The 26,156-nt window shown below is 55.3% G+C and carries 27 protein-coding genes; 16 read left to right on the top strand and 11 right to left on the bottom strand.

Translation table 11 applies throughout. The annotated features are described in order from the left end of the window. From ACO6VX_RS20300 to ACO6VX_RS20290, 3 genes are read right to left on the bottom strand one after another with little or no spacing between them, the layout of a single operon-like run. The gene (locus tag ACO6VX_RS20300; RefSeq protein WP_031292457.1) at window positions 1-843 is read right to left on the bottom strand and encodes a transketolase; all 843 of its coding nucleotides are present in this window, start codon (window positions 841-843) and stop codon (window positions 1-3) included. 12 nt (window positions 844-855) lie between these two features. Then, window positions 856-2,154 carry an MFS transporter gene (locus tag ACO6VX_RS20295; protein WP_422431353.1) on the bottom strand — a complete coding sequence of 433 codons (1,299 nt, stop codon included), beginning with the start codon at window positions 2,152-2,154 and terminating at the stop codon, window positions 856-858. Window positions 2,155-2,208: 54 nt separating this feature from the next. Next, complete coding sequence (locus tag ACO6VX_RS20290) at window positions 2,209-2,958, bottom strand: SDR family NAD(P)-dependent oxidoreductase (RefSeq protein ID WP_022624571.1); 750 nt, start codon at window positions 2,956-2,958, stop codon at window positions 2,209-2,211. Window positions 2,959-3,155: 197 nt separating this feature from the next. On the opposite strand from ACO6VX_RS20290, the gene ACO6VX_RS20285 reads away from it, so the two are divergent. From ACO6VX_RS20285 to ACO6VX_RS20270, 4 genes are all read left to right on the top strand, one after another. Then, window positions 3,156-4,058 (top strand): LysR substrate-binding domain-containing protein, encoded by a 903-nt coding sequence (locus ACO6VX_RS20285; protein ID WP_010246833.1) that lies wholly within the window; start codon window positions 3,156-3,158, stop codon window positions 4,056-4,058. A 199-nt stretch (window positions 4,059-4,257) separates the two neighbouring features. Further along, window positions 4,258-5,709, top strand: coding sequence for a sugar porter family MFS transporter (locus tag ACO6VX_RS20280; RefSeq protein WP_022624569.1), 1,452 nt, complete (start codon window positions 4,258-4,260; stop codon window positions 5,707-5,709). A gap of 337 nt (window positions 5,710-6,046) precedes the next feature. Continuing rightward, the gene (gene pagP / locus ACO6VX_RS20275; RefSeq protein WP_010246837.1) at window positions 6,047-6,607 is read left to right on the top strand and encodes a lipid IV(A) palmitoyltransferase PagP; all 561 of its coding nucleotides are present in this window, start codon (window positions 6,047-6,049) and stop codon (window positions 6,605-6,607) included. A gap of 18 nt (window positions 6,608-6,625) precedes the next feature. Next, entirely contained in the window at window positions 6,626-8,125 is a 1,500-nt protein-coding gene (locus ACO6VX_RS20270) for an alpha/beta fold hydrolase (RefSeq protein ID WP_422431357.1), read from the top strand. A gap of 39 nt (window positions 8,126-8,164) precedes the next feature. Here ACO6VX_RS20270 and ACO6VX_RS20265 read toward each other — a convergent pair whose 3' ends face one another. Next, entirely contained in the window at window positions 8,165-9,019 is an 855-nt protein-coding gene (locus ACO6VX_RS20265; protein ID WP_422431359.1) for an aldo/keto reductase family oxidoreductase, read from the bottom strand. 95 nt (window positions 9,020-9,114) lie between these two features. Between ACO6VX_RS20265 and ACO6VX_RS20260 the strand changes: the two genes are divergently transcribed. Then, window positions 9,115-10,062, top strand: coding sequence for a LysR family transcriptional regulator (locus ACO6VX_RS20260; RefSeq protein WP_422431361.1), 948 nt, complete (start codon window positions 9,115-9,117; stop codon window positions 10,060-10,062). On the opposite strand, the gene ACO6VX_RS20255 is transcribed toward ACO6VX_RS20260, so the two are convergent. Both ACO6VX_RS20255 and ACO6VX_RS20250 read right to left on the bottom strand, forming a co-directional pair. After that, window positions 10,027-14,556, bottom strand: a complete 4,530-nt coding sequence (locus tag ACO6VX_RS20255; protein WP_422458283.1) for an ATP-dependent helicase — start codon at window positions 14,554-14,556, stop codon at window positions 10,027-10,029. The genes ACO6VX_RS20260 and ACO6VX_RS20255 overlap by 36 nt on opposite strands. A 112-nt stretch (window positions 14,557-14,668) precedes the next feature. After that, complete coding sequence (locus ACO6VX_RS20250; protein ID WP_064690937.1) at window positions 14,669-15,859, bottom strand: MFS transporter; 1,191 nt, start codon at window positions 15,857-15,859, stop codon at window positions 14,669-14,671. Window positions 15,860-16,168: 309 nt separating this feature from the next. Here ACO6VX_RS20250 and ACO6VX_RS20245 point away from each other — a divergent pair, with 309 nt between their 5' ends. Beyond that, complete coding sequence (locus ACO6VX_RS20245; protein WP_062759005.1) at window positions 16,169-17,176, top strand: hypothetical protein; 1,008 nt, start codon at window positions 16,169-16,171, stop codon at window positions 17,174-17,176. A gap of 169 nt (window positions 17,177-17,345) precedes the next feature. Next, window positions 17,346-17,738, top strand: a complete 393-nt coding sequence (locus ACO6VX_RS20240; RefSeq protein WP_422458287.1) for a VOC family protein — start codon at window positions 17,346-17,348, stop codon at window positions 17,736-17,738. Window positions 17,739-17,862: 124 nt separating this feature from the next. Here ACO6VX_RS20240 and ACO6VX_RS20235 read toward each other — a convergent pair whose 3' ends face one another. Further along, entirely contained in the window at window positions 17,863-18,480 is a 618-nt protein-coding gene (locus ACO6VX_RS20235; RefSeq protein WP_010246855.1) for a pyridoxamine 5'-phosphate oxidase family protein, read from the bottom strand. A gap of 409 nt (window positions 18,481-18,889) precedes the next feature. On the opposite strand from ACO6VX_RS20235, the gene ACO6VX_RS20230 reads away from it, so the two are divergent. The 3 genes from ACO6VX_RS20230 to ACO6VX_RS20220 all read left to right on the top strand — a co-directional run bounded on the left by ACO6VX_RS20230 (window position 18,890) and on the right by ACO6VX_RS20220 (window position 20,406). Beyond that, window positions 18,890-19,438 (top strand): GNAT family N-acetyltransferase, encoded by a 549-nt coding sequence (locus ACO6VX_RS20230; protein ID WP_422458286.1) that lies wholly within the window; start codon window positions 18,890-18,892, stop codon window positions 19,436-19,438. A gap of 142 nt (window positions 19,439-19,580) precedes the next feature. Continuing rightward, window positions 19,581-19,712, top strand: coding sequence for a hypothetical protein (locus tag ACO6VX_RS20225; protein ID WP_022624561.1), 132 nt, complete (start codon window positions 19,581-19,583; stop codon window positions 19,710-19,712). Window positions 19,713-19,839: 127 nt separating this feature from the next. Then, window positions 19,840-20,406: a TetR/AcrR family transcriptional regulator gene (locus ACO6VX_RS20220; protein WP_022624560.1), complete on the top strand. Its 567-nt coding sequence runs from the start codon at window positions 19,840-19,842 to the stop codon at window positions 20,404-20,406. Here the strand turns inward: ACO6VX_RS20220 and ACO6VX_RS20215 are convergent. Continuing rightward, on the bottom strand, window positions 20,393-21,274 hold the full coding sequence (locus ACO6VX_RS20215; protein WP_033779946.1) for a LysR substrate-binding domain-containing protein: 882 nt from the start codon (window positions 21,272-21,274) through the stop codon (window positions 20,393-20,395). The two genes, ACO6VX_RS20220 and ACO6VX_RS20215, sit on opposite strands and share 14 nt — an antisense overlap. A 96-nt stretch (window positions 21,275-21,370) precedes the next feature. On the opposite strand from ACO6VX_RS20215, the gene ACO6VX_RS20210 reads away from it, so the two are divergent. The 3 genes from ACO6VX_RS20210 to ACO6VX_RS20200 are packed head-to-tail and all read left to right on the top strand — an operon-like array spanning window position 21,371 to window position 22,589. Next, complete coding sequence (locus ACO6VX_RS20210) at window positions 21,371-21,676, top strand: carboxymuconolactone decarboxylase family protein (protein ID WP_256843967.1); 306 nt, start codon at window positions 21,371-21,373, stop codon at window positions 21,674-21,676. Next, entirely contained in the window at window positions 21,676-22,065 is a 390-nt protein-coding gene (locus tag ACO6VX_RS20205) for a tautomerase family protein (protein WP_422431371.1), read from the top strand. Before ACO6VX_RS20210 ends, ACO6VX_RS20205 begins: the two co-directional genes overlap by 1 nt. Further along, window positions 22,062-22,589 (top strand): DUF4865 family protein, encoded by a 528-nt coding sequence (locus tag ACO6VX_RS20200; RefSeq protein WP_033768760.1) that lies wholly within the window; start codon window positions 22,062-22,064, stop codon window positions 22,587-22,589. Before ACO6VX_RS20205 ends, ACO6VX_RS20200 begins: the two co-directional genes overlap by 4 nt. A 25-nt stretch (window positions 22,590-22,614) precedes the next feature. Here ACO6VX_RS20200 and ACO6VX_RS20195 read toward each other — a convergent pair whose 3' ends face one another. Then, entirely contained in the window at window positions 22,615-22,992 is a 378-nt protein-coding gene (locus ACO6VX_RS20195) for a RidA family protein (protein ID WP_191924091.1), read from the bottom strand. Between the two features lie 460 nt (window positions 22,993-23,452). Here ACO6VX_RS20195 and ACO6VX_RS20190 point away from each other — a divergent pair, with 460 nt between their 5' ends. Both ACO6VX_RS20190 and ACO6VX_RS20185 read left to right on the top strand, forming a co-directional pair. After that, window positions 23,453-23,728, top strand: a complete 276-nt coding sequence (locus ACO6VX_RS20190; protein WP_010246864.1) for a hypothetical protein — start codon at window positions 23,453-23,455, stop codon at window positions 23,726-23,728. 14 nt (window positions 23,729-23,742) lie between these two features. Beyond that, on the top strand, window positions 23,743-24,081 hold the full coding sequence (locus tag ACO6VX_RS20185) for a type II toxin-antitoxin system RelE/ParE family toxin (protein ID WP_010246865.1): 339 nt from the start codon (window positions 23,743-23,745) through the stop codon (window positions 24,079-24,081). 294 nt (window positions 24,082-24,375) lie between these two features. Here ACO6VX_RS20185 and ACO6VX_RS20180 read toward each other — a convergent pair whose 3' ends face one another. Both ACO6VX_RS20180 and ACO6VX_RS20175 read right to left on the bottom strand, forming a co-directional pair. Further along, window positions 24,376-24,696: a hypothetical protein gene (locus tag ACO6VX_RS20180; protein WP_052271311.1), complete on the bottom strand. Its 321-nt coding sequence runs from the start codon at window positions 24,694-24,696 to the stop codon at window positions 24,376-24,378. Between the two features lie 115 nt (window positions 24,697-24,811). Continuing rightward, complete coding sequence (locus ACO6VX_RS20175) at window positions 24,812-25,507, bottom strand: B3/4 domain-containing protein (protein WP_422431375.1); 696 nt, start codon at window positions 25,505-25,507, stop codon at window positions 24,812-24,814. A 43-nt stretch (window positions 25,508-25,550) separates the two neighbouring features. Between ACO6VX_RS20175 and ACO6VX_RS20170 the strand changes: the two genes are divergently transcribed. After that, window positions 25,551-26,153, top strand: a complete 603-nt coding sequence (locus ACO6VX_RS20170; protein ID WP_089414715.1) for a helix-turn-helix domain-containing protein — start codon at window positions 25,551-25,553, stop codon at window positions 26,151-26,153. The last annotated feature ends 3 nt before the right edge of the window (window positions 26,154-26,156 follow it).

Raw genomic sequence — 26,156 nt, 5'->3', positions numbered from 1 at the left:
TCAGACTCCTTGCTCAAGTGCTGTCAGGGCTTTGTCCCACTCATCGGCATCGACCCGAATAAAGTGGGTTTTCTCACGACTTTCCAGAAACGGCACACCTTTGCCCATTCGGGTATCGCAAATGATGACGCGCGGCTGGGGTTCGGGCCAGCTGCGAGCCGCATCAAAGGCGGCCTGCAAAGCAGAGATATCGTTGCCATCAACCCGCTGGGTGTACCAGCCAAAAGCCTGCCAGCGATCCACAATGGGTTCAAAAGCGAGAATCTCACTGCTATGGCCGTCAGCCTGCTGATTGTTGACGTCGATAAGGGCGATCAGGTTATCAAGTTGCCAGTGTGAGGCGGACATTGCCGCTTCCCAGGTAGAGCCTTCATTCAGTTCACCATCTGAAAGCAGGTTATAGACTCGTGCCTGCGAGCCTTTCTGCTTCAGCCCCAGACAGGCACCCACGGCAATACCTAATCCATGACCCAGTGAACCGCCGGTAATTTCCATGCCTGGGGTATAGGCAGCCATGCCGGACATCGGCAAGCGGCTCTCATCAGTCCCATAGGTTTCCCTCTCCTCTTCAGGTATCACGCCTGCTTCCAGCAGGGCGGCATAAAGGGCGATAGCGTAATGGCCAATCGACAGATAGAAGCGATCGCGGTCTTCCCACTCAGGTTGATCCGGCCGGTAATTCATGGCGTGGAAATAGCTGACAGCAAGCAAATCGGCTGCACCCAGCGCCTGACCGATATATCCCTGCCCCTGAATCTGGCCCATTAATAAGGCATGGCGGCGAATATTGGTGGCTCGTTGCTGCAATGAGAGCACGTGTGAAGCGTGACGAGAGTCAGTCATATTACCTCCTGATTAACGATTAACGTCCGCTGCCCGGATGCGCAGCACGCATAGCGCGCCACCCAGCAGGACGGCAGCAATAAAGTACATTCCGGAAGCGGGCGTACCGGTTGCGGTGGTGATGGTGCCTATCAGCCACGGTGAGAAAAAACCGGCCAGATTAGCAATGCAGTTCACGGCGGCGATGCCTGCGGCGGCAGAGACGCCACCTAACAGATTGGTCGGCAACATCCAGAACAGCGATGAGGCGGAAAGAATGTCCGCAGCGGCAATACAAAGGGAGAGCAGTGACAGGGAAACGCTATGGCTCAGCAGAGTTGCCAGCGTCAGTCCGGTGAGTCCGATCAGCATTGGAACAATCAGATGCCAGCGGCGTTCACGATAGCGATCGCCACTGCGCCCGGCCAGCAGCATAAAGATAATGGCGCAGAGGTAAGGCAGACTGGTCAGCAGCCCAATATGCAGCGGTTCACTGACGCCTGAGTTTCTCACCAGCGTCGGTAACCAGAACGTCAGGGCGTACTGACCCATCACCACACAGAAGTAGATCAGCGCCAGCAGCCACAGACGACGGTCGGCGACAAAGGCTTTTACCGTGCCATGACAGGCTTTCTGCTGATTATCCTCATCCAGATCGGCACGCACCCGGCGTTTCTCATCTTCGTCCAGCCAATCTGCCTGTTCAACACGATCCTTCAGAACCAGCAGTACCACTAATCCCATAACAAGGGTGGGGATAGCTTCCAGCATAAACATCCACTGCCAGCCTGCCCATCCGTGAAAGCCTGCAAAGGTCGCCATAATCCAGCCTGAGAGCGGGCCGCCAATCATCCCTGAGAGTGGAATGGCGACAAACCAGAGCACGGTCATACGTGCGCGACGGTGTGATGGAAACCAGTAGGTCAGGTAGAGCAGTAAACCTGGCGCAAGACCGGCCTCGGCGACGCCGAGCAGAAAGCGCAGCAGGTAGAACTGCCATGCGGTTTCTACAAAGGCGAACAGGGCTGAGATGATTCCCCATGTGATCATAATGCGGGCAATCCAGCGGCGTGCGCCGACACGGTGCAGGATCAGGTTACTCGGCACCTCAAAGAAGAAGTAGCCGATAAAAAAGATCCCGGCACCCAGTCCATACACGGTTTCGCTGAGAGACAAATCATCCATCATCTGTAATTTAGCGAAGCCCACATTGACGCGATCAAGATAGGCGCAGAGATAACAGAGCATCAGCCAGGGCATCAGGCGCCAGGCAATTTTGCGATAGGTGATATCGCGCGCAGCAGAGGCTGCGCTCAGATTAAGCGTGGTCATGGTGTTCACTCCCGAGGTTAGCCCGCCAGGCGTGCGGGCAGGGAAGGGCGCTATTTAATGGATCAGCATGCCGCCGTTCACATCCAGCGTGATGCCGGTGAGATAACCGGAGAGATCGCTGGCGAGAAACAGCGCAGCGTTGGCGACGTCACTGGCGGACCCAAGGCGGCCGAGCGGAATTCCGTCGAGAATGGCGTGGCGGCGTTCATCCTGTAACAGGCCACCAGTGATGTCCGTCTGGATCAGACCGGGCGTCAGGGCATTAATGCGTATCTGGTCAGGGCCAAATTCGCGCGCCATCGCTTTAGTCAGGCCCAGAACGCCCGCTTTAGCGGCACTGTAGTGCGGGCCGCCGAAAATCCCGCCGCCGCGCTGTGCTGAGACCGAGGACAGGCAGATGATGCTGCCGCCTTTCTGCTGCTGCATGGTGGGGATCACCGCCTGAGACATCAGCAGCGTGCCGCGCAGATTGACATCAAGAATACGGTTGTAATCCTCGATGCCGATTTCCAGTGTTTTAACCGGCTGAGTAATACCTGCATTGTTGACCAGCACATCAATACGGCCGAAGTGCTCAAGAACCTGGTCGATGGCACGACGAACAGAGAGGGGATCGGTCACATCGGTGGCCAGGCCGAGATGCCCCTCACCACAAGACTGTGCGCTGGCCTGGGCGGCCTGCAGATCTAAATCGAGCACCACCACGCGCGCACCATGTTGAGCAAAACAGGCGGCTGTAGCCCGGCCAATGCCGCGCTGAGAGGCGGCACCTGTAATAATCGCAACTTTGTTTTCGAGTAACATTGTCCACTCCAGAAAAATAATTATTAGTGGTTCGGTATCGCTACCGGCAGGGTCACGATCAGAATTGATAAAGCGGCTAATATTGGCAATGCAAAAAAATTCATTTGATGCTGAATGAATTTGTTGGTTTGATGCAGTTAACAATTCTGCGATTTAAAAATGGGCACACATCACAAAATTCCAGTGTGGAGAGGCGGATGGAAAAGCAGTCTGATCACTTACCTTCGATTAAATCACTGCGGGTTTTTGAGCAGGTGGCCCATTTTGGTAATGTCGCGCGTGCGGCCGAGGAATTAAGTATTACGCCTTCGGCGGCCAGTCATCAGCTGGCAAAACTGGAGCGTGAACTGGGCTGTATTCTGTTTAATCGTTCGGCAAAGGGCGTAGTGCTGACGCTGTCGGGTGAGCATTACCTCAGGGAGATTGGTCCGATACTGCTGAGTCTGACGCAGGCGACTGCACGCATCAGTAACGAGAAAGCCCGCAGCAACCTCAGGATCCACTGCGCGCCCAGTTTCGGTCTGCTGTGGCTGTTGCCGCGCATCCATAAATTTCGCGACAGCTATCCCGAGTTCCAGCTCACGCTCTCCTGCTCTTACGAGAATTTATCTTTCAGCCGCGACAATATTGATATTGCGATACGCCATGGATTCCCGGACTGGAACTCATTCGAGATTAAAACGATCCGCCACGAAAGAATGTCGGTGCTGGCCTCGCCTGAGTATCTGAAAAAACATCCTGTTAATCAGGCCGCTGATTTAATTCATCATGCGCTGATATTATCGGAGTCGCCGCTTATTCAGTGGCCGCAGTGGTTTGCTTCTCAGCAATTACCTCAGCCAGATAAAGAGTGGTTATTTCGCTTTGATCGCTCTTATATGAGTCTTGAGGCGGCGATGTTAGGCCACGGTCTTATATTTGAAAGTGAATTGCTGGCGGAGGATTATCTGCGCAGTGGAAAACTGGTCAGAGTCTTGTCCGAACAGGAGAGTCTGCCCGTTAGCGCCCATCATCTGGTCTTCCCGCGTGGATTTGCCCAGTTTCCCCGCGTCGCGCATTTCCTGAGCTGGATCCAGCAGGAACTGAAAGTGTTAACCTAATGTTAAAATAACTTTCACGTCGTCATTATTGCGCCGGTTTATTTATCCGGTTAACTATCCCTGTTATAAAAATCGCATTGCTAAAGCTAACTTTTAAATACCGTCTACACTTCTTTACCCACTCGGTAAATATGTTCCATTTCTATTCCGTATGAAATTTAATCAAACGGATGTTTAACTTATTAATGGCAGGGATATTATGAGTACGAATACACCAGACTCTGGTGAAGCGGGCGATCACGCGCCTGCGGATACGGTACGCCAGCGCATTTTTTTAGTGGTACTGGTTGCCACTATGGGCGCGCTGGCTTTTGGTTATGACACCGGGATTATCTCGGGTGCGTTACCCTACATGACCTCACCACCCGATCAGGGTGGACTTGGACTGAACTCATTCACTGAAGGGCTGGTAGCCTCTTCGCTGGTGTTCGGTGCCGCAATCGGCTCTTTCCTGAGTGGTTTCTTCTCTGACCGGTTTGGCCGGCGTATTACCTTACGCAGCCTGGCGGTTATTTTTGTGCTGGGTTCACTGGGAACAGCGCTGGCGCCTTCTGTCAACGTCATGGTGGCAATGCGCTTCCTGCTGGGGATTGCGGTCGGCGGCGGTTCTTCTACCGTGCCGGTGTTTATCGCCGAAATTGCCGGACCGCGCCTGCGTGCGCCGCTGGTCAGCCGCAATGAGCTGATGATCGTTACCGGACAGCTCATTGCTTATGTTGCCAGTACGCTGCTGAGCTATCTGCTGCATGATGAGCACCTGTGGCGCTACATGCTGGCAATTGCCATGGTGCCGGGTCTTTTGCTGTTTATCGGCACGTTCTTCGTTCCTGCCTCACCACACTGGCTGGTCGCGGAAGGGCGTCTGAAAGAGGCTAAAAAGATCCTGAAGTATCTGCGTGAAACGCCGCGTGAAGTGCGCCATGAGATGGCGCAGATGAAGAAGCAGGCGAGAGCGGCGGAACGTGGGCCGGATGCGAAAACCCTGATCCGTGAGAAGTGGGTGATTCGCCTGATGGTTATCGGCGTCGGTCTGGGCTTTGTTGCCCAGTTCACCGGGGTAAATGGTTTTATGTATTACACCCCGATCATCCTTAAACAGACCGGACTTGGCACCAGCGCCTCGATTGCCGCGACCATCGGTAACGGCGTGGTCTCAGTGGTGGCGGCGATTGTCGGTATCTGGGCGGTTAGTCGCTTCCCGCGCCGGACGATGCTGATTACCGGCCTGTGTCTGGTGGTCGCTTCGCAGATTATGCTGGGCAGCGTGATGACCTTTATCGCTCCCAGCCTGATGCAGAGCTACCTCGCCCTGGCCTGTATTCTGCTGTTCCTGTTCTGCATGCAGATGTGCATTTCCCCGGTCTACTGGCTGATGATGTCGGAACTGTTCCCGATGCAGTTGCGCGGCGTGTTAACCGGCGGCGCTGTCTCACTACAGTGGATCTTTAACGCGATAGTCGCCTTTGGTTTTCCACCGATAATGGAATATGCCGGCAGCACCACCTTCTTTATCTTTGCCGCGATTAACGTCGGGTCGCTGATCTTCGTGATGGCGATGGTGCCAGAGACGCGGGGCAAAAGCCTGGAAGAGATTGAGTCACACATGAAAGAGAAGTTTGGTGAAAAGCCAAAAGAGGCTGAAGCCTCCTGAGTCTCCCACCGGATTCAGCCCACCGGCTGAATCCGGTTTTACCTCCTTACCTCCTTATCTTGTTATCTTCTTACATACCGTTGCACCGCATTTTCCCGGTCCTTATCCTCACTAAATCCCAGCAGACAACATTCACTGTAATCAGCCATTTTTCCTCGATTAGTTTTCAAACAGGTCTGGCGATTTCAGGCTGAAATCGCCAGACCTGACTGAATAAATTGTCGTTGTTGTCTTCAGAAATCCCCGGTTAAGCGAAGCATGACCGCTGACAAAGATTGCCTCAGGCTCTGCGCTATACTCATTTTTCATCTGCTCCGCACGCTGACCGGTACGCACTATGAAAATTTCAACCACCACGGCAGTTTTTGCCGCATTGCTGACTGCTGCGCCATTGCATGCTGAAAACACACCAATCTCCTCCTGGTGGAATGGATTCACTGACGATGTTGCGCAGACCTGGAACGCGCCTCAGCATACCGATCTCTACCTGCCATTTATCAGCTGGCACGCCCGCTTTATGTACGACAAAGAAAAAACCGATAACTATAACGAGAATCCCTGGGGAGGCGGTCTGGGCATTTCCCGCTACAGCGACAGCGGCAACTGGAGCGCGCTTTATGCAATGGCTTTCAAAGACTCACACAATGAGTGGCAGCCGATTGTCGGTTATGGCTGGGAGAAGGGCTGGTATCCAGGTTCGAATCAGGACTTTCGTCTTGGCGCGGGATTAACCGCCGGTATCACCGCACGCGAAGATTTTGGTAACTATATTCCGCTACCGATTATTCTGCCGCTGTTCTCTGCCGGTTATAAGGCGCTGAATGTACAGTTCACCTATATTCCGGGCACGTACAATAATGGCAACGTGCTGTTCGCGTGGTTTCGCTATGCATTTTAATTTTTCAGGAAAGGATTTATGACCCGTAGGTGGAAAACCGTCACCCGCAGGCTCTGGCGTCTTGCGATTGTGTCTGGAGTATTGTTACTGCTGCTACTGATTATTCGAATCTATGAAGCGGAGCGCGGGCCGGAGTTACATCGCTGGCACACCTGGGTCCCGCATGAACTGACAGTGGAACAGCTTGATAATGCGACCTATGCCGACTACCTCAAGGCCGAAAATCATCTGTTCGACGAGATGAAGCAGCAGGTCAGCAACCGGCTGGATGCGGAAGATAAAACGCCACTCAACCGATACTATGCTGGCAGCATGATCTATCCGGGGCATTTCGCGCAGGACTGGAACCGTTCCTATATTCTGCAACCGACGGGCAGGCCGCGCGGTGCGGTGGTTCTGTTACATGGACTGACCGACAGTCCTTACAGTCTGCGGCATGTGGCAGAGGCTTACCGTCAGCAGGGTTATGTGGCAGTGGCGATACGGTTACCGGGTCACGGTACGGTGCCTGCGGGTCTGACCGATGTTGACTGGCAGGACTGGATGGCCGCCACACGCCTGGCGGTGCGGGAAGCGACCCGGCTGGCGGGCACGCAGACGCCGCTGCATCTGGTGGGTTTCTCGAACGGCGGGGCGCTGGCGGTAAAATATGCGCTCGACAGCCTGGGCGATCATACGCTGCGTCGTACGCAGCAGTTGATTCTGTTATCGCCGATGATCGGTGTGACTCGTTTTGCCCGGTTCGCAGGTGTTGCCGGGTTGCCCTCTGTTTTCCCTGCCTTCTCGAAAACGGCCTGGCTGAATATCGTGCCGGAGTTTAATCCGTTTAAATACAACTCTTTTCCGGTTCACGCTGCCCGGCAGACCTATTTGCTGACGCAGGCGCTGCAGAAAGAGATCCTCCAATATGCGCGTAATCAGCAGCTCTCCGGTTTCCCGCCCGTGCTAACCTTTCAGTCGGTCATGGATTCCACCGTCAGTACGCCTTCGGTCATCCGCTCGCTCTATAATTATCTGCCAGTGAACGGCAGCGAACTGGTGCTGTTCGATATCAATCAGGCGGTCAGCGTCAGTCCGTTATTCCGCCACTCCTCATATACCGCGGTTAATCAGCTGTTGCCTGCGGCGCGTCGGAATTACTCATCCACAGTGATCACCAATGCCTCCGCCACCTCACTGGAGATGGTGACGAAAAGCGTTCCCGCGGGAGAGATGCAGGAACGGATTCAGCCGCTGGCAATTGCCTATCCGGCGGGTCTCTACTCACTGTCGCACGTTGCGATTCCATTCCCGGCCGAGGATGGGTTATATGGCAGCGCGCCCGCGCAGAAGAATGAGTTTGGTATCAGTTTTGGGACGTTGTCACTGCGCGGCGAGAGTGCGGTGCTGATTGTCGGGCTGGACTCGATTATGCGCGCCACCTCTAACCCGTTTTATCCTTATATGATTAACCGAATCGATCACCACATCAGTTGTAGCAACAAGCCGCAACTTGCGGCCTGTCTCAGCAGTTTCTGAATCAGTACAGCAGCAGGCCCGCATCGTGCGGGCCTGATGTTAAATAGCGTTCAGCATTTCCATCACATCATCCGACAGTTCCAGGCTGTCGCTGGCAAGATTCTCTTTAAGATGTTCCGGGGAAGAGGTGCCTGGAATCAGCAGAATATTTGGCGATCGCCGCAGCAGCCACGCAAGTGCGACCTGCATCGGCGTGGCATTCAGGGATGCAGCCACTTCATTAAGCTGATCCGACTGCAACGGAGAGAAGCCGCCCAGCGGGAAGAACGGCACATACGCAATTCCCTGCTGCGCCAGCTGATCCACCAGCTCATCATCCTGTCGATGCGCCAGGTTATACATATTCTGCACGCAGACAATCGGCGTCATCGCCTGAGCTTCTGCGATCTGCGTGGCGGTAACGTTACTCAGTCCAATATGGCGAATCAGTCCGCGTGCCTGTAACGCCAGCAGCGCCTCCAGTTGTGGCTTAAGAGAGCCTTCTTTGGGCCTGGCCGGATGCAACATACTGCGCAGGTTCACCACCTCAATCACATCCAGCCCCAGGTTGCGCAGGTTATCTTCCACTGCCTGCCTCAGCGCCTCTGGCTCCATCGCCGCCAGCCAGCCGCCTTTGGCGTCGCGTCGGGCACCCACTTTGGTGACGATGCAGAGATCCTGCGGATAGGGATGGAGCGCCTTTTTAATCAGCTGGTTGGTTTCGTGCGGACCGTAAAAATCGCTGGTGTCGATATGATTAACGCCTGCCGCGACAGCGTCGCGCAAAACCTGGATTGCCCGGGCTTCATCTTTTACCGGGCCGAACACGCCCGGCCCGGCCAGTTGCATTGCGCCGTAGCCAATACGGTTAACTTCACGATCGCCTAACGTAAAAGTCATGGTGGTATTTGACATGAAAACCTCCTGCGTGAATGTAGATCAATTGTAACGGTGATTCAGCTGTGCAACTATCCGGTGAAATCAGGACAGACTGTACGGGGTTATGCACAATGGCGATCGATATGGCGCTGCTGGATGCCGTCGTGGCGGTGGCAAAAGCGGGAGGATTTCGGGAAGCGGCACGCGTCACCGGCAGCAATGCGTCACGCCTGAGCGATGCGGTACGACGGGCGGAACAACAGCTGGGCATTCGTCTGTTTCACCGTACCACCCGCACCGTGGTATTAACCGAAGCGGGCAGGGCGCTGATGGAACGTCTGCTGCCCGCGATCAATGAAGTTAACGCCGCGCTGGATGCGGTTAATCGCTACCGAAACACCCCTGGTGGCACGCTGCGGCTGAATGTGCCGGTCAGTGCAACCCGGCTGGTGCTGCCCGCGCTGGTGCCGGAATTTTTGCAGCGTTATCCCGACATCCGGCTGGAAATTGTGGCGGAGAGCAGCGTGCAGGATGTCTTTCGTGACGGTTGTGACGCCGGGATTCGTTATGATGAGCGGCTGGAGCAGGATATGGTGGCGATGCCCATTGGCCCCAGACAGCAACGGTTCGCGCTGGCGGCTTCTCCGGCTTATCTGGCAGAACATGGACGACCGGAACATCCGCGCGACCTGATCCATCATCGCTGTCTGCGTGGCCGTTATGCCAGCGGCATCATGGCTGACTGGACCTTCAGCCACGAGGGCGAAGAGATCAGCGTTGAAACCAGCGGGCCGCTGGTGGTTTCGGTCGGTGGCGCTATGGATCTGGCGGTGGAGGCGGCCATCGCCGGAAGCGGCGTGATATATCTGTTTGACGAGTGGCTCAGGCCAGCCCTTGACAGCGGCAGCCTGGAACCGCTGCTGCAACCCTGGTGGCTGACTTTCTCCGGTCCGTGGCTCTATTACAACGATCGCCGCCTGATCCCCGCCCCGCTTCAGGCATTTATCGACTTTGTGCGCGAAAAAAACGGACGCGAAAACAACTCAGCTATACCAGCTAAACCCCTGTGGCACCCGTGAAAATCCGGCATGTCGCAACGCGTTAAGCAGTGGTGACTGCGAAACCGGTTCACCATCTACCTTCTCCAGCGTGAAACTCGCGGGCTTTTCACGCTTCAGTGCCAGGCTCAGCGCCGCCACCGCGATCTGCTGCAGCGCGGGATCGTCGATGAATGTCAGCAACTCTTTGCCTCCCGGCGTCAGATAAAGCACCAGCGCGCCGCCTGCAATCACCACGCGTCCCCCCTGACGGCGGGTCGGGCGGATGCCGCTGGCGTGGAGCGGCCAGCTCAGTAACGCGCCAAACGGATTTGCCGGGTCCGGTGCGGCCAGCGCCACAGCCTCTGTCGCGGTCAGCGGCTTTTCTGCCAGCTCCCGCAGCCGCTCAATGGTGTTATGGTCGGCAAACTGCGCGCCGCCCGCACCAGCGACAAACCGGCCACGCAGCAGCCGTCCGGCATCTTCCATGCTGCGTAATACCGGCTGTAACGCCGGGAATCCTCCCGGGATCTGTTCCGATATCGCGCTACCACGGCTGATCACCCCATAACGGTCGAGAAGATTTTCCACCAGCGACAGGGCCAGCCGGGCAGGAGCAACCTCCTGTCGGTTAACCCGCGACCAGCGACCAGCCAGCGTGTTGACCGCCGGTCGGCGTGCAGAAAGTGCGCCCGGGGTGAAGCGCTGACCAAAACGGGTGCGCAGGGAACGCGCGGGACGTGAAAGGGGGGCGCCTGGCGTGGTCAGCAGCCCACGCACCGCAATCCAGCTATCGGCAGTGACATAGCCCTGCCACACCAGTTGCCACAGGGCAGCATAAATGTCGGTGGTTTGCGTTTCTGCCTCGTCCATCAGTGCCATGATCTCATGAACAAACCACGAGCCACCCCGGCTAAGGGCGTCGAGAGTCGCCTGCTGAATCGGCGTCAGAGGCTGCGTAGTGTCAATCACCGGCAGTGTTTCAGCGGCATATTCCGTGAGGTGCAGCGAGATCAACCCATCATTCTGACCCAGCGCTTTGTGTCCGCACCAGGTAACCTCGCCACTGGCTAACAGTTCATCGAGCATCGCGGGCTGATAGTCGGCTATCCTGGCGCGCAGGATTTGTGACTCCCACAGCGAGGCCGGTAGCGGCACGCCCGCAAGTTGCTCAATCACACGTAACAGCCTGCTAACCCCCTGATGCTCTTCACGCTGTGTGTTAAGCACACCGTGACGCTCCAGCAGCAGGTTGATCCAGGCGGCAGGTGGAACAGGCCGGGTTGCTTCACGTGCTGATTGCAGTGAACGTAAGCGTAACCGTTTGAAGATCTTTGTATAAACCCACTCCGTTTCCGATGCGCCCTCTGGCGAACCCATATTGAGCAGGTTGCCCTGCTGATGCAGGGAAAGCAGCACCTCATTCACGACGGCCACACCCAGACCAAAATGCGTGGCCAGCTGTCGGGCGGTGAACAGGGTATGGGTTCGGGCGTAGCGGTTAATGAGATCGCGTAGCGGATTGGCCTGCGGCTCCAGAAATGTTCCGGGCAGAGCGTCAGGCAGTACAACGGCCAGTGCATCGCGCAGGCGGGCTGCATCTTCAATGATCGCCCAGCGCTCTTCACCGGCAAGGGTGACCGGGATCATTCGCTGCGCGGCAGCGAACTGCGTCATGGCTTCCGCGATCTGCTGGCCGTTGCCACTGAAACGTGCCGCAATACCGGCAACCGGGAGCGGGCCAAGATCGCGCAGCAGATCGATAATGCCTTCGGCGTGTTGTGCCTGATAGCGGGAATCAATGCGCTGCAGTTCCTGTTCAACCTGCTCAACGACGTCAGGTGCCAGCAAATCACGCTTGCTGGTCTGGCCGAGCAGCTCACCCAGCAGGTTACTGTCGAGCGCCAGCAGGGAGGCGCGCCTTTCTGCCTGGGGGGCGTCGCTGGTGTAAATAAACTCTGCAACATAGCCAAACAGCAGCGGTGCGGCAAAAGGGGAGGGCTGTTCGGTCGTCACCTCGACCAGCTTTACTTTCCCCTGTGCTATCTGTTCCATCAGCTGGTGCAGGGCAGGCAGATCGTAGACATCCTGCAGACATTCGCGTGCAGTTTCGATAAGGATTGGGAAATCGTCATACTGTCGTGCGACTTCCAGCAACTGACCGGCGCGCAGCCGCTGCTGCCAGAGCGGCGATCGTTTGCCCGGATTACGCCTCGGCAGCAGCAGAGCGCGTGAGGCACATTCACGGAAGCGGGCGGCAAACAGCGCCGACTGACCGACACTCTCAGTGACCTCCCGGGTCAACTGGTCGGCGTCGAACATAAACAGGTCAACGCCGGGTAACACTCCCTCGCTGGCGGGAAAGCGGGCCACAATGCCGTCATCGCTGGCCGCAACAGAAGCATCAATGCCCAGGCGTTGCTGGATTCGGGCGGCAATCGCCAGCGCCCAGGGCGCATTGACCCGCTTTCCCCAGGGCGAATGCAGGATCACCCGCCAGTCGCCGATTTCGTCACGGCAGCGTTCGATCAGCAATGTGCGATCGTCCGGCAGTACGCCGGTCGCGGTGCGTTGTTCAGCCAGCAAAGCCAGCAGATTTGTGACTGCGCGGGCATCCAGCCCCAGCGCGCGCAACTGCTCCTGCGCGTCTACCGGTGAAGCCGCACTCAGATGACGCAGAAACAGCCCGAGGCTGGCACCCGAATCCGCCGAGCGGCCCACACCTTCTCCGCGCCAGAAAGGCAGACGAGCCGGACGGCCTGGCGCAGGCACCACCAGTACCTGGTCGTGGGTAATCTGCTGAATCCGCCACGACGTTGCGCCCAGGGTAATAATGTCATTGACCCGCGACTCATAGACCATCTCTTCATCCAGTTCGCCGACACGACGTGAGCCAGCCTGCTCTTCGCCTTCCGGCAGGATGACGCTGAACATGCCGCGATCGGGAATGGTGCCGCCGCTGGTCACGGCCAGATGCTGAGCGCCGGGTCGCGGCGCCAGCAGTCCGCTTTGACGATCCCACACCAGCTGCGGCCGCAGCTGAGCAAAAGCGTCTGAGGGAAACTTACCCGCCAGCATATCGAGCGTGGCATCAAACAGCCGACGCGACAGAGTGCGAAACGGATCGGCCCGGCAGACCTGCGCGTACCAATCATCGACCTGTAAGGGATCCATTGCGACGGCCGCCAGGGTTTGCTGCGCCAGAATATCGAGCGGGTTACGCGGCGGAGCCAGCGCATCGAGCTGGCCCGCACGCATTGACTGCAATATGACGGCCGAATCCAGCAGATCGCGCCGGGTGCGCGGAAACAGGATGCCGGTTGATACGCCGCCAACCTGATGTCCGGCGCGTCCCACCCGCTGCAGTGCGCTGGCGACTGAAAGCGGTGCGCCCACCTGGATCACCAGATCCACCGGCCCCATATCAATGCCAAGTTCCAGACTGGAAGTCGCCACCACGCAACGCAGTCTGCCCAGCTTCAGTGCGGCTTCAATCTCGCCTCGCTGCTCCTTCGAGACGGACCCGTGATGTGAGCGGGCAATAAGATCATCACTGTCGTCCGGTTCTGCATCCCAATCGCCAGCGGTTGTCTGCTGCGCGAGATAACGCGCATTGAGCCGCGCAGTCAGCTTTTCCGCCAGGCCACGCGAATTCACAAACACCAGCGTGGCGCGATGGGACATGACCTGCTGCAGAATGCGCGCTTCAATGTGCGGCCAGATCGAACCGCTGGCAGAGGTGGCTTCACCGGTCAGGTCATCGGGGCTGGCGATATCGGTCATATCTTCGACCGGAACCTCGATGGTCAGGTGCAGCGTCCGATCGGCGGCCGGATTAACGACCTGAACGGGCTGACAGCCGCCAAGGAAGGCGGCCACCCGCTCAACCGGTCGTACCGTGGCGGAAAGCCCGATACGCTGGGCGGGCTGTGGCAGCAGCGCATCGAGCCGCTCCAGGCTCAGCGCCAGCTGGGAACCCCGCTTCGATCCCGCCACCGCATGCACCTCATCGACGATGACCGTGGCCACGCCCTGCAGCGTCGTTCGCGCTTTTGAGGTCAGCATCAGAAACAGTGACTCGGGTGTGGTGATCAGAATATCGGGCGGGCGGCGCACCAGCCTGGCGCGCTCTGCACTGGGTGTATCGCCGGATCGCATTCCGATATTCAGAGTGATCTCTGGCTCATTCAGCGCCTGCCGCTCAGCGTAAACGCCTGCCAGCGGCAGATTAAGGTTGCGCTGTACGTCCGCGGCCAGCGCTTTAACCGGTGAAATATAGAGAATGCGGGTGGTCGTTTCACGTGCAGGTGAGGGCTGCGCGGTTCGGAACTGAAACAACGTGTCGATGGCGGTGAGGAAGGCCGCCAGCGTCTTCCCTGAACCGGTCGGGGCGATCACCAGCGCATGTTCTCCGCTGGCTATCGCCTGCCATGCCGCCTGCTGCACCGGCGTGGGTGCAACAAAGGTGGCAGAAAACCAGCGTCGTGTGGCGGATGAAAACCGGGCTAAAACCGCATCAGATTGGGATTTCGACATCATACTCACGGTATCACGCAGCAACTGCGCCTGAAATTAATCCGTTGAGTGTAAGTGAAAATTGCCGTTTGTGGATGACGCGGCAGATATCTGGCCGCGTCGGGCGGGTTTATTAACTGGCCGCTCCGGCTAAAGCGCGACCTCTGATCGCCAGCAGCGACACCAGTGCCAGCACGATAATAGTCATGCCATAGAACCAGGCGGTCTGGTTCAGCCCGATATGGGGCGCTGCCATTCCGGCGGCAATCGCAGGCAGGGCAAAGGCGAGATAGCTTTTGATTAAAAAGGCGGAGAACAGTCCGGCGCGTTCATGACTTTCAGCTAACTGCATAATGATCTTCAGCACGCTGGAGAAAATCGATCCAAATCCCTGACCCGCAGTGGCAGTGCCGAGATAGAGCCAGGCCACGCTGTGCAGAGAAAGGCCCGCAAGCGTGACGCTGACGCCCGCTATCAGCATCAGCGTACCGATAACTAATGCCCGCGCAGGCGGTAACGGGCGAAAGAGAAATACTGCTGCCGTTGCGCTCAGCATCAGCGTCGCCACAATCGAGCCGCCGATAAAAGGCGATGTCAGGCCGGTTGCGTTCGCCACCATTGAGGGCATCAGTGAAAGGTAAAATCCGCCCAGCATCCAGGTTGCGATGTTAACCGGCGTCACCATTAACAGCGGGCCCAGCGCGCGTCGCGGTATGCTGACCTGAGGTCGCAGTGCGGCCAGAACACCCGGCTGAGGCGCAATGGTTTCTGGTATCAGCGGCAACAGCGCCATGGCAACCAGCATCAGGAGCAGCAGCAGCGCATAGAGCGTCACCGTGGGAAAGGGCGCAAAGGTGACCAGTATGCCGCCCGCCAGCGTGCCCAGCGTCATCCCCAGAAAGGCGGTGAATGAGTTCAGCAGTGGCCCACGGGTTTTACTGGCGTCAATCAGGCTGGCACCAAAGGTCGGCAAGGCAATACCGGTAGCAAAGCCCTGCACCAGCCGGGCGGCGATTAAGGTCGCCGCAGAACCGGCAGTCATAAAGATCACCAGCGCGATCGCATTGATCGCCAGCGCCAGCAGCATCAGCGGACGGCGGCCGGTATAGTCGGACACTTTACCCACCGTCAGCAGCGCGGCCAGCAACGCGAAAGCATAGGCGCCAAAGATCAACGTCAGCATGGTCGGCGTCAGATGGAACAGGCTGCGATAAAGTGGGTAGAGCGGCGTTGGCGCACTGCTGGTGGCGGAGATCAGCGCCGCACCGGTAAAACTGAAAAGCGTGGTGCGGGCAGCAGCCTGAGGCGTCAATGTGGGGTTCATGGAAATCACCTTAATGCAAAGTATTAGCTTTTAATAAGGTATACGGCTATCTGAACCTTAATGCAATATCTTTGCTTTAACGTTTATTGCGGTGGGGCTGAAGGCGTGTCTGAGAGTTTGTAACGGTGAGAGCTCTTCAAGGTGTTACGTCTGCTTTTTGACAGAGGCAAGCCTTTTATCAGGATATTTGATGTAGTGACCCTCTACTGACGGGAGTTCATGTGCTGGCAGAGGCACGTTGACTTTGGGCCACCGTGACTTTATAGATAAGCTCAAACCTTTATAAATTTAATTTGGGGAAAAGGGCGCATGCTATTGCAGGAAAGCCTTAAACAGGAAGTTACTGAAGCAGTCAAAAAATCACTCACCTTCGATATTTTTTATCAGAGAATACGGCCTGATATATCAGCTTTCGTGGCTGCAACGTCACAACTGCCATTGAAAAGTCTTGATGACTGGGAGCGATTAATACGCTGGCAGATTGACTCATCTTTTTATACATCAGGTTATAAACGGACAGGTGCTGAGATCCAGCAGGTGGGTTCTCTCAGGTGGATGGACTTATGTCATGCAGATGGTTTTCGGCGGGAACGCGCATTACGAACATTATCAGTTGGTGCACCCAACAGTTTTTTATTTGCCTTAGCCGTCAGAAGGTTAAATGATTGGGTTCCTCAGGTGAGAGAAGCCGCCCGTGAAGCACTTCCCTCAATCGCAGCAGCTTCTGACCCGGAAGTTATCGTGGATGTCTTGTTTATAACGCTTCCCTATTGGACCTCATGGGGAAGAGCGGGTGAGAAGGAACACGAGGTACTGACAGACATTATTTCAATGGAGAACGTCACTGCCTCTCTGAAAAAAAGACTTATCTGCACTTCTTCGGGGCCTGCTGCAACTGTCTTTACCCAAGCAGGACGCACGTCAGTATTAGATAATTTTCTGTCTGAGATTGCTGAATCCTCCATTCAGCCCTCACTGCGTGCGAAGGCGTACCGCTGCCTGTTCGAAGGCAAAATTATCTGGTCCGAGGGGATGGAATGGAAGTGGATTGATAAAGCCTTTGGCGTACGACGGCGTGTACCTGTTTTAAATGAAAAAACAATAGCCGTTTCCAGGCCTTTTATTGATATCTTAAGGATGGCCATACTTGACCGCTCACCGATGGTACGGCGTATAGCCGGAGAAATGCTGATTAAAGAATTAGAAAATATATGTGATGAAGCCTTTTCCATGGCCACTCAACTGGCTTCCGATATATCAGAATCTGTAGCGGAACGAGGAAGGTTTGCACTGGTCTGCTTAAAAAAGGATAAGTGAGGCTTTAATTAAACAAGCTAAGCAATATGATTGTCGCAGGAGCCTTTAGGGTAATCTCTGTCCGCCATAAAGAATCATGGTAAATTTCATGTTGTCATGTGCTTTTCGGGTTGTTTATCAATAATGTTTCGGCGAGTCTCACTGTTAATAACAATCAGGGAGCCAGATGATGAAGATAGCTGAGATCGATCATATCCATCTCTACGTTGAAAATATTGAACAGGCAGAAAAGTGGTACAACGAGATCCTGGGCTTTGAACGCGACCCTTCCCTGTACTTCTGGTTTGAACAGGGTGGGCCGCTGGTCATAAGAAATAACAGGGCATCACTCTCTCTTTTCCTGCGAAAATCTCAGCCACCAGGCCATACGGTGGCTTTCGGGGTGGCAGCCTCATCTTTCAACGAACTTATGCCTGTACTCCGTAAGAATAAAATCTCTTTCAGCGTCAGCGACCATGACGTGTCGATGTCCGTCTATTTCAGCGATCTCAGCAATAATAAAATTGAAGTGACCTCTTACGACTACCTGGATGCAAAGCAGATACTGGAGAGCTTTGCGTAACGCTATCGCTGTTTGCGCTTAGAGGCGTGACTGCAGGCGCACTTGTGATCTCCGTTCCGAAAGTATAAGTACTTCACTCATCAGCACGCCGGATCAAGTGAAGCCTCCAGGCCCTGAACGGCGATTAGTAAAGTGAGTTCTTCAATCTCTCAGGCAGCGCTTTGTCGTAGGCATCGCCATCAATCTCTGCAATCTGTTTGAGGATGGAACCGGTGCTGGGCAGCGACTGCCGTGAGATCTGCGTTTCGGCATCCCATAATCCGGAGCGAATAATCGCCCGGCTGCACTGAAAGAAAACGCTCTCCACAGTGATGCGCAATACGGTTTTTGGCAGCTGATTGTTGATGGCAAAGCGCTCAAGCAGCGCCGGGTCGGTGCTGATTGCTGCCGTGCCGTTCACGCGCAACGTCTCGCCAATGCCAGGGATGAGAAAAAGCAGCGCTACCCGATTGTCATGCAGAATGTTGCGCAGGCTGTCGATGCGGTTATTGCCGCGTCTGTCGGGTAGTAACAGGGTCTTGTCATCTTCGATTTCGATAAATCCGGCCGGATCGCCGCGCGGTGAAACATCCAGTCCCTCAGGCCCCGACGTTGCCAGCGCCACAAAAGGCGAGGCGGCGATAAACGGACGATAGGCGGGATGAATATGATCCGTCTCTTTAGCGACAGAGGGCCGGGCGACCGTGCCGTAAAGACCTTCAAGTTCGGTAAGTTCAGTGATAATGCTGCTCTGTTCAGACATTTTTGCACTTTCCTTTCACTATTCAGATCCTCATAACGCTGAAGGTGAGACTACACAGACCCGACGCGCCAGTTTAAGCTGCACTTTAACACCCATGCAGCGTATTCAGAACCCGTTCGCCACCCTTTATGGCAATCGCCCCAGGTGAATCCGTCTTCCCGCCGCGAAAACAGCTTATTACCTGGGGCGGCAACCTCTTTCCACCCTTTACCAATATCAGAAGCACAACACAACGAAGTGACAGCCTCTGATGAGAGATCCATATTTTGCAATCAGATGAGTACAAAACCGCGGCTTGTGCTCTGAAATTAGCCACCGTTCGTTAAGCGTATTAACAGAGTTGGTGACAGCAGAAGTTGCTGATATAAAGAGTAAAGATTGCTTATTCAGCACCCAAAAGGAGCGCATGATGGTTTGGGAATCAGAGCGGCTGCTCTACAGATATACTCTTCGCGAGGATCTTGACGACCTCTTCAGAATTTATGGCGACCCCGAAACGCATAAATTTAACCCGCGAGGTCCATGGCCCGACAGAACGTATGCCATTCAGGCCATAGAGCGCATATTACAGAGCTATCAGGAACAGGGTTTTGGCGACTGGACGATATTTGAGAAAGCCCGTCCGGATAAAATCATTGGCTTTGGGGGCGTTTTCAGAAGCCAGTTTGACGGTCGTCAGACGAATAATCTCGGTTACCGGTTTGAGCCTGCTGCTTGGGGAAAAGGGTATGCCACCGAGCTTTCCCGCAGAGCCATTCGCTACGGATTCGAAGAGGCCGGGCTGAGCATCATTACGGGTGTGACGCGCGAAAACCATCTGGCTTCGCGGCGGGTACTGGAAAAAGCGGGCCTGACCTTTTTGAAAAAGGTCGACGATCCTGAGGGGTTGCCTCCCAGCCTGATGTACACCCTGACACGACGTGACTGGCTTGCGGCTGGCAACATCGTTACCGAATAAGTTTGATCTTTCCCGTTTGTGATTCAGGCGTGGCGAAATCTGCGCCACCTTTTCGCGCAAAGTCCCTTTAAACCCTCTCTTATCCCGCGATTAATACTCCCCTGTGTGGATTACTTTAGCCACCTTAATCAGGGGAGGCTTTATGGATATTCGTACAATTTTTATTTCAGCAGTTATGGCAGTCAGTCTTTTATGGATAGGCGCATCAGATAACCGTTCGTCACGTCTCACCGCCGAGCCGGTTAAATCTGTCCTGAGTAAACTGCAGCCTTGATTCTCAATCGCCCGATAGCACACATTAGCGCCTGCTCAGCCTGAGATGCGGTACACTGCCGGTATCTGTTAATGCAACTTCGTTGCTTTAACCATGACGTTCAGGCTGATAAAAGCGGGAGAAAGAGATGGCGAGGGAGATGATTCGGCAGGGTGGGCGCAGCGCACGTATTCAGGCGGAAGTGCATAACACCGTTAACCGCTTGCTTGAAACGCTTGATCGTTCAGCTATTACAGTGCCGATGATCGCCGAACAGGCAGGTGTGACACCTTCCACGATCTATCGGCGCTGGGGCGATCTGTCCCAGTTGCTGGCGGATGTGGCCGTGGCACGGATGCGGCCCATTGCAGAACCGGAAGATACCGGATCGACGGCCGGCGATCTTACCGCGTTCATCCAGCAGTATGCTGAAGAGATGTCGTCCAAAGTCGGTCGTGAGCTTCTGGCTGATGTGATAGGAAGTCAGGCTGAAGTGGCGAGCCAGAAATGCTGTGGGTTTACCTATCAGCATCTTGAAACACTGAAAAGTCGGGCCGAGGCACGCGGCGAATCAGGCTTTGACGTTGATCGCATCATCGATGTGGTCGTGGCGCCGGTGATGTTTCATATTCTGTTCGGTGACCGCGACATCTCAGCAAAATACTGTTCGTCTCTGGTTCAGCGGGCATTTCAGACAGCAGTCAGCGCTGAATAAAGGGCAGGGCGGCTTGCGTGATCAGATGCTGCAAGAGTGCTCGCGCCGGATCGTCACCCTGATCTGAGCGGGCGAGCGCGATACCCAGATAGCCGGGCATTGGCAGCCGGTGTGATTCAATCACCAGCGTCTCCGGCAACCCTGCGCGGGTGCGCAGGGTGATGCCCAGCCCGGCCTGTAATGCCGCCCAGATCCCGCTAAGACTGTGGCTGGTGAACACTACTCGCCACGGAATACCTGCCTTATCCAGCGCCTCAATGGCGCGCGATCGCATGACACACGGCGCATCGAATGCCACCAGCGGCAGCGGCTCGCCGCGCTGCAGATATCCCGCCAGATCAAACGCCGGATGCTGTATCCAGGCTAACGGACACTGACCAATTAACTGCGTGCCAGCCTGCTGCTCTGCCTGCCACAGCAGCGCCAGGTCCAGCTCATGACGGGCCAGCGCCGTAAGCAGCGGCAGATTTCTGTCGACGCGTGCGGTCAGCATCACCTCCGGATGCTGCCGGTTGAACGCGCCGAGAATGTCCGGCATCAACGCCTCGCCAAAATCCTCCTGCATCCCGATGCGTATTTCGCCCTGCAACGCTTCGCCTTTCACTGCCCGCAATGTCTCATCGTTCAGCGACAGCAGGCGTCTGGCGTAACTCATCAGCTGTTCACCGCTGCGGGTCAGCTGCACATGACGCCCTTTTTTCATCACCAGCGCCGTGCCGCATTGCTGCTCCAGTTTCTTAAGCTGCGCACTCACGGCCGAGGCAGACCGACACAGATGCTGTGCCGCCAGGGCAAAGCTGCCGGCATCAATGCCAGCGACGAAACTGCGCAGCGCATCCATATCGAGGGACTCCGGTACCTTGTTCATTATTGTCCTGTAATTATGGATGGTAATAGCTGATTAATTTGATTTTCAGGATTGAAGGCCTGAGTGACACTCTGTCTCACCACTGAGGAGTGTGCAATGAAAAAATCGCTTGATCGGGAAACACTGGCGCAGCGCGCGCCAAAACTGGCCGAACTGACACAGCAGGTGCTGTTTGGCGATATCTGGCAGCGCGAACTGCTGTCAACGCGTGAACGCAGCCTGCTGACACTGGCAACGTTAACCGCGCTGGGGCGGGTCCAGCAGCTGCCGTGGCACATCGATTTCGCCCGACAAAATGGGCTGACGCAGGATGAACTGGTGGAGAGCTTCACCCATCTGGCGTTTTACGCAGGCTGGCCCGCCGCCGTCACCGCGCTGGGTTATCTGGAGGATAATTACTGATGCCCTTTACCCGAATTACGCTGCGTCAGGGCTACAGCGAGGCGGCTCTGCATCACATCTCCACGCTGCTTCAGCAGGCGCTGGTCGCGGAATTTGACGTTCCTGAGCATGATTGCTTTCAGTTGATTGAGATGCTGCCCGCCGGACAGCGGGTATTTGATCGTCACTATCTCAGCGGCGGGCGTAGCGAAAATTTCGTGCTGTTTCAGGTGACAGCAGGCCGACCGCGAACCCGGCAACAGAAGCAACGGTTTTATCATTCACTTTGTACGACGCTTCAGGCGGAGATGGCGATCGATCCTGACGACGTGATGATCATCATTCAGTTTAACAGCACCGAAGAGTGGAGCTTTAGCGGCGGCAGGATGCTGGCACAGGAGGCGTTATGATTATCATGCACTACCGTTTTACCCTGCCCGCTGACTACGACATGGGCATCATTGAACAGCGCATCAGTCTGAACGGAGCCCGGCTTGATGGCTTTCCAGGGCTGGTGGCCAAGGCGTATCTCTACACCTGCCGTGATGATGACGGACAGAATGAAAACCGTTATGCGCCGCTCTATTTCTGGCGGGAGGCGAGTGGTATGCAGCGTTTCCTGCAAAGTCCTGGCTTTGCGACGCTGGTCAGGGATTTTGGCTGGCCGATCATCGAAAGCTGGCTGGCGCTTGAGGGGCAGACCCACATGCCGGATCTGGCCGATGCCCGCTTTATAACGCTGAACCGCTGGACGATTCCACCGCATTCAGACCTTACGACACTGCCGGTAACAACAGGGATCAGCGCCTGGGATGTGAGCCGCTGGCAGGGAGTAGACGTTAACGCTTCACACCAGCGCCCCGCTGGCGAGCAGGAAGTCTATCGGATCGGTTATCTGGCACGGGGTGCAGCCGCCGCGGATCTGCAACTCTAGCATCGGGAATGTCGCTGCTTTCTACTCACAGGGCAAAAATGGCTTCTATCTCTATGCGCAGGTCAGCGGAGAAAAGTCCGCTGACCTGTACCAGCGAGCTGGCGGGCAGATGCTCGCCGAAGTTGCGATAAAGCACTTCCCGCAGCGCGGTGATCTCTGTGAAAGAGGTGATGAATATCGTGACCTTCAGCAGCGCTGCGAGCGACGTATGCTCAGCCGCGGCAACCGCCCTGAGTTGATTAAAAATGGCTTCTGCCTGTTCAGCCATATCTCCCTGCTGAGCCGCCGTACCGAAAGCGGTCAGTCCTGAGACATACAGCGTCGCGCCATGCTTCACTGCGTGGACATAAGGCGCTTTTACTTCGCCCAGTTGCGGGTAATTTTTGCGTTCTGGCATCGTCATATTTTTCTCTTTTAAGTGATTTCATACCATACAGGCTACTGGCATTAAAGCAGGCTGAGAGTCGATAGCGGGTTGTGTTAACAAATCGGCAATAGGCAGAAGAGGTGATTGCTGGTGGTTAAGGCGATCTTTTGACGATTTCAGTCGATTTCAGTCGATTTCAGACATCAACGCCGGGCCTGTGTTGCGTGCTATATACAATACATTGAATAGCATGACTACCTTCTGATTTTAAACCTATCAGGACGATGCCTTGCCATCCAGATTCAGTAACGTGGATAGGGTGGATAAATATGTACACGATTTCACTCGTAGGTTATATTCATCCTATGACCCTCGGAAAAGAGAGGGGCAGTTCAAATCTTACGGTCTGTGAAATTTTTTAATCAACGATGAAATCTGGATGGCTCTACCGGCAATCCCTTTGATTTTACCCGTCCTGTCTAATCGGAAATCATGTATGAACTCAAATCAAACCATGTCCCAGAAGCTTGCCAGAGACAGTCTCGGAAATGCTGCCGCCTTCGAAGGAGGAGTATACGTAACAAAAAACGGCGTCTCTGAACTCTTCATCCAGACTGCTGCTGAGCGTCAGGCTGAGATTAGAGAGATCGAGCAGGAAAGAAACATAAACGCCCTTTTCAAGCTGGCCTTGCAAGCTAAAAAGGAAGTCGCTGATGGCAAAGGCATGACCCCTGAAGACGTTCTGGGAAGGTTACGTGCCGCAAGAAAATAATAGAGAGGCTTTGAGTGTCAGAACAATATCAGCTGGTAATCGCGCCTCTGGCTGAACAGTGTCTCAAGGACATTGAGTCCTATAAGAGCGGAACAGTTGGGGCGCAGCAAGCGGCTGCATTTGTCGATAATCTACTCATGGATTCAGTCGACAATATCAGTCAGGATCCTGAAAGGTATCGCTACAATGCTTATCTTTCAGAGCGCGGGCTTTTGTTACGCGAACGTCTTGATGTTGAAGGAGAGTATCGTGTTCTGTACGATTTCGTGGACAATACTATCCAGATTCTTCTTTTCGTTAGCATGAAACAGGATTTCGGAAATTTGCTCTACAGATACAACATACTGAAATGACGCTCAGGGCCCGCTAATGCGGGCTTTTTCATAATGAAAGCTTATGGACGTAAGTGCCACTGTCAGCATCCCCGTTTTAGTTTCACTCAATTTTTGAGATTTCCGGATTCTCAGCCATCAGCCCATATTCTTCCGGCATCAGGTTATCAGGGATTCATAAGCCCGCTTACCTGTTAGTCGTAGACAAAAAACACTTTAATTTCAGATGTGTAGGGATAAGCCAGGACGGGCGCGGCCATAATGATGACCAGCGCGAAATCATATGAATAACGATATGAACACGCCCGTCAGAAATCAGCGCTTCAGCAGTTGCTGGCAGAGAAGATTATCCTGCACGGCGCGCTGCTGTTCATCAGGTGTCAGTTGCTGCCAGCGAGCAATCACGCTGCGGCCCAGCCCCGATTTATAAGTGATTTTTTGCAGCGCATAATCAGAGTTGCCGCCTTCAATGACGTTCTGCATCTGCCGGTCGAGGGGCTGCTTACTATCATGATCAATCGCGCACAACACCGCGACGTAATACGCCTTATCTTCCTCACTGTCGTGTGGGATAAACCACCAGGCGGCCAGGGCGAGGATCAGCAGCAGGGGCAGGATATATTTTACTTTAGCCATTTTAGTCACCGGTTGAGTGCCGTTAAGTCAGCCGGGTATGGCCAGACGCAGGGCGCGTATCCTGCCACAGTTTCCGCTCACCGTTAATCTCGTTTAGCCGCTGTTGAGGCAATGTTCAGTTTGCTGGCGCTTCAATCAGTGTCGTACTGATTTGCGCACCCGGCATCATCTGCTGTAATCCTGAAACCAGATCGTCGCTGGCCTGTTGCAGCGCGGAGAGCGGCATAGCGGGCAGACTTTCCAGAATGAACCACATCTGCTGCGCACTGGCATCCAGTCGGGTTCTTACACCCTGACGCCAGTTCCAGCGGCGACAGGTCACGCCCTGATCGTCGCGCCAGATCACTTCGCCCGGTTCCGGCGACTCATAAACCACCTCGCCCTCTTTAACGGTATCGAAACGTTCACTGCCGTCAGCTATCACCAGGCGTGGCTCGCCAGCATAGGCCGCGATATTTTCACCCCCGACCGGCAGCGCATAACGAATGCTGATGGCGTTATAGAGATCGACAACCGGATCGATGGCAGGCAATGCGCCATCCCGCAGCACACGCTTACGCAATGCTTCTGCCGAACAGGGTGTACGTTTCGCTTTGGCACCAAAGGCTTTAAATACCTCAGCCCAGGCGGCGAGATGCGCGTCTGCCCACGCCGCATCATCATTTAACACCTGCTGGCATGCGCTTTTCAGTGCATCGCTGGCAACGTCTGGTCGGGTAATCGGTGTGGCTTCCACCACAATACTCATGGCACGAAAGCCGGGATCGAGCGCGAAAACAGCGGGATCGATTGACGGGTGAACAGATAACATCGGATACTCTCTCAGTGACTAATTTATTTCATAGTAATGACCGATGACCAAAAAAGTCAATATAACGACCGATGCGGGTGCCGATGTCGCCAGTGTCAATCAGGCTGTTTCGGACAGCATTAAAAGCTGGCGTAAAAGTCAGAAACTCTCGCTGGATGAGTTATCACGCCGGGCTGGCGTCAGTAAAGGCATGCTGGTGGAGATCGAAAAGGGTGTCGCCAATCCCAGCATTGCCATTCTCTGTAAAGTGGCTGCCGCACTGGGCGTCTCGGTGGCAGATATCGTCAACGTTGCGCATGCGCCTGACGCCTGGCTGATTGAGAACAGCGAAATGCCCCGGCTGTGGCAGGGTGAGCAGGGCGGTTATGCACAGCTGCTGGCGGGAACCCGTGGGCCGGATATGATCGAGCTCTGGCGCTGGCAGATGTTTGCGGGCGAAGCTTTCCGTTCAACCGGTCACTCTTCAGGCACGCTCGAACTGTTGCACGTCGAGCAGGGCACGCTCGCCTTAACGGTGGGTGAGCAGACCCTGGTGGTGCAGCAGGGCTGTGCAGCCGTAGCGCGAACCGATATGCCGCATGCCTATGCCAGCGCCGATCACCTGCCGGTTATCTTCACCATGACGGTGGCCGAACTGCAGCGCTGACGG

Origin of the sequence: Pantoea sp. BJFS-204 (genome assembly GCF_049310725.1) — a bacterium.
Classification (GTDB): domain Bacteria; phylum Pseudomonadota; class Gammaproteobacteria; order Enterobacterales; family Enterobacteriaceae; genus Pantoea; species Pantoea agglomerans.
Note: the sequence above shows the minus strand (reverse complement) of the source record. Positions and strands in the feature narration are given on the sequence as shown.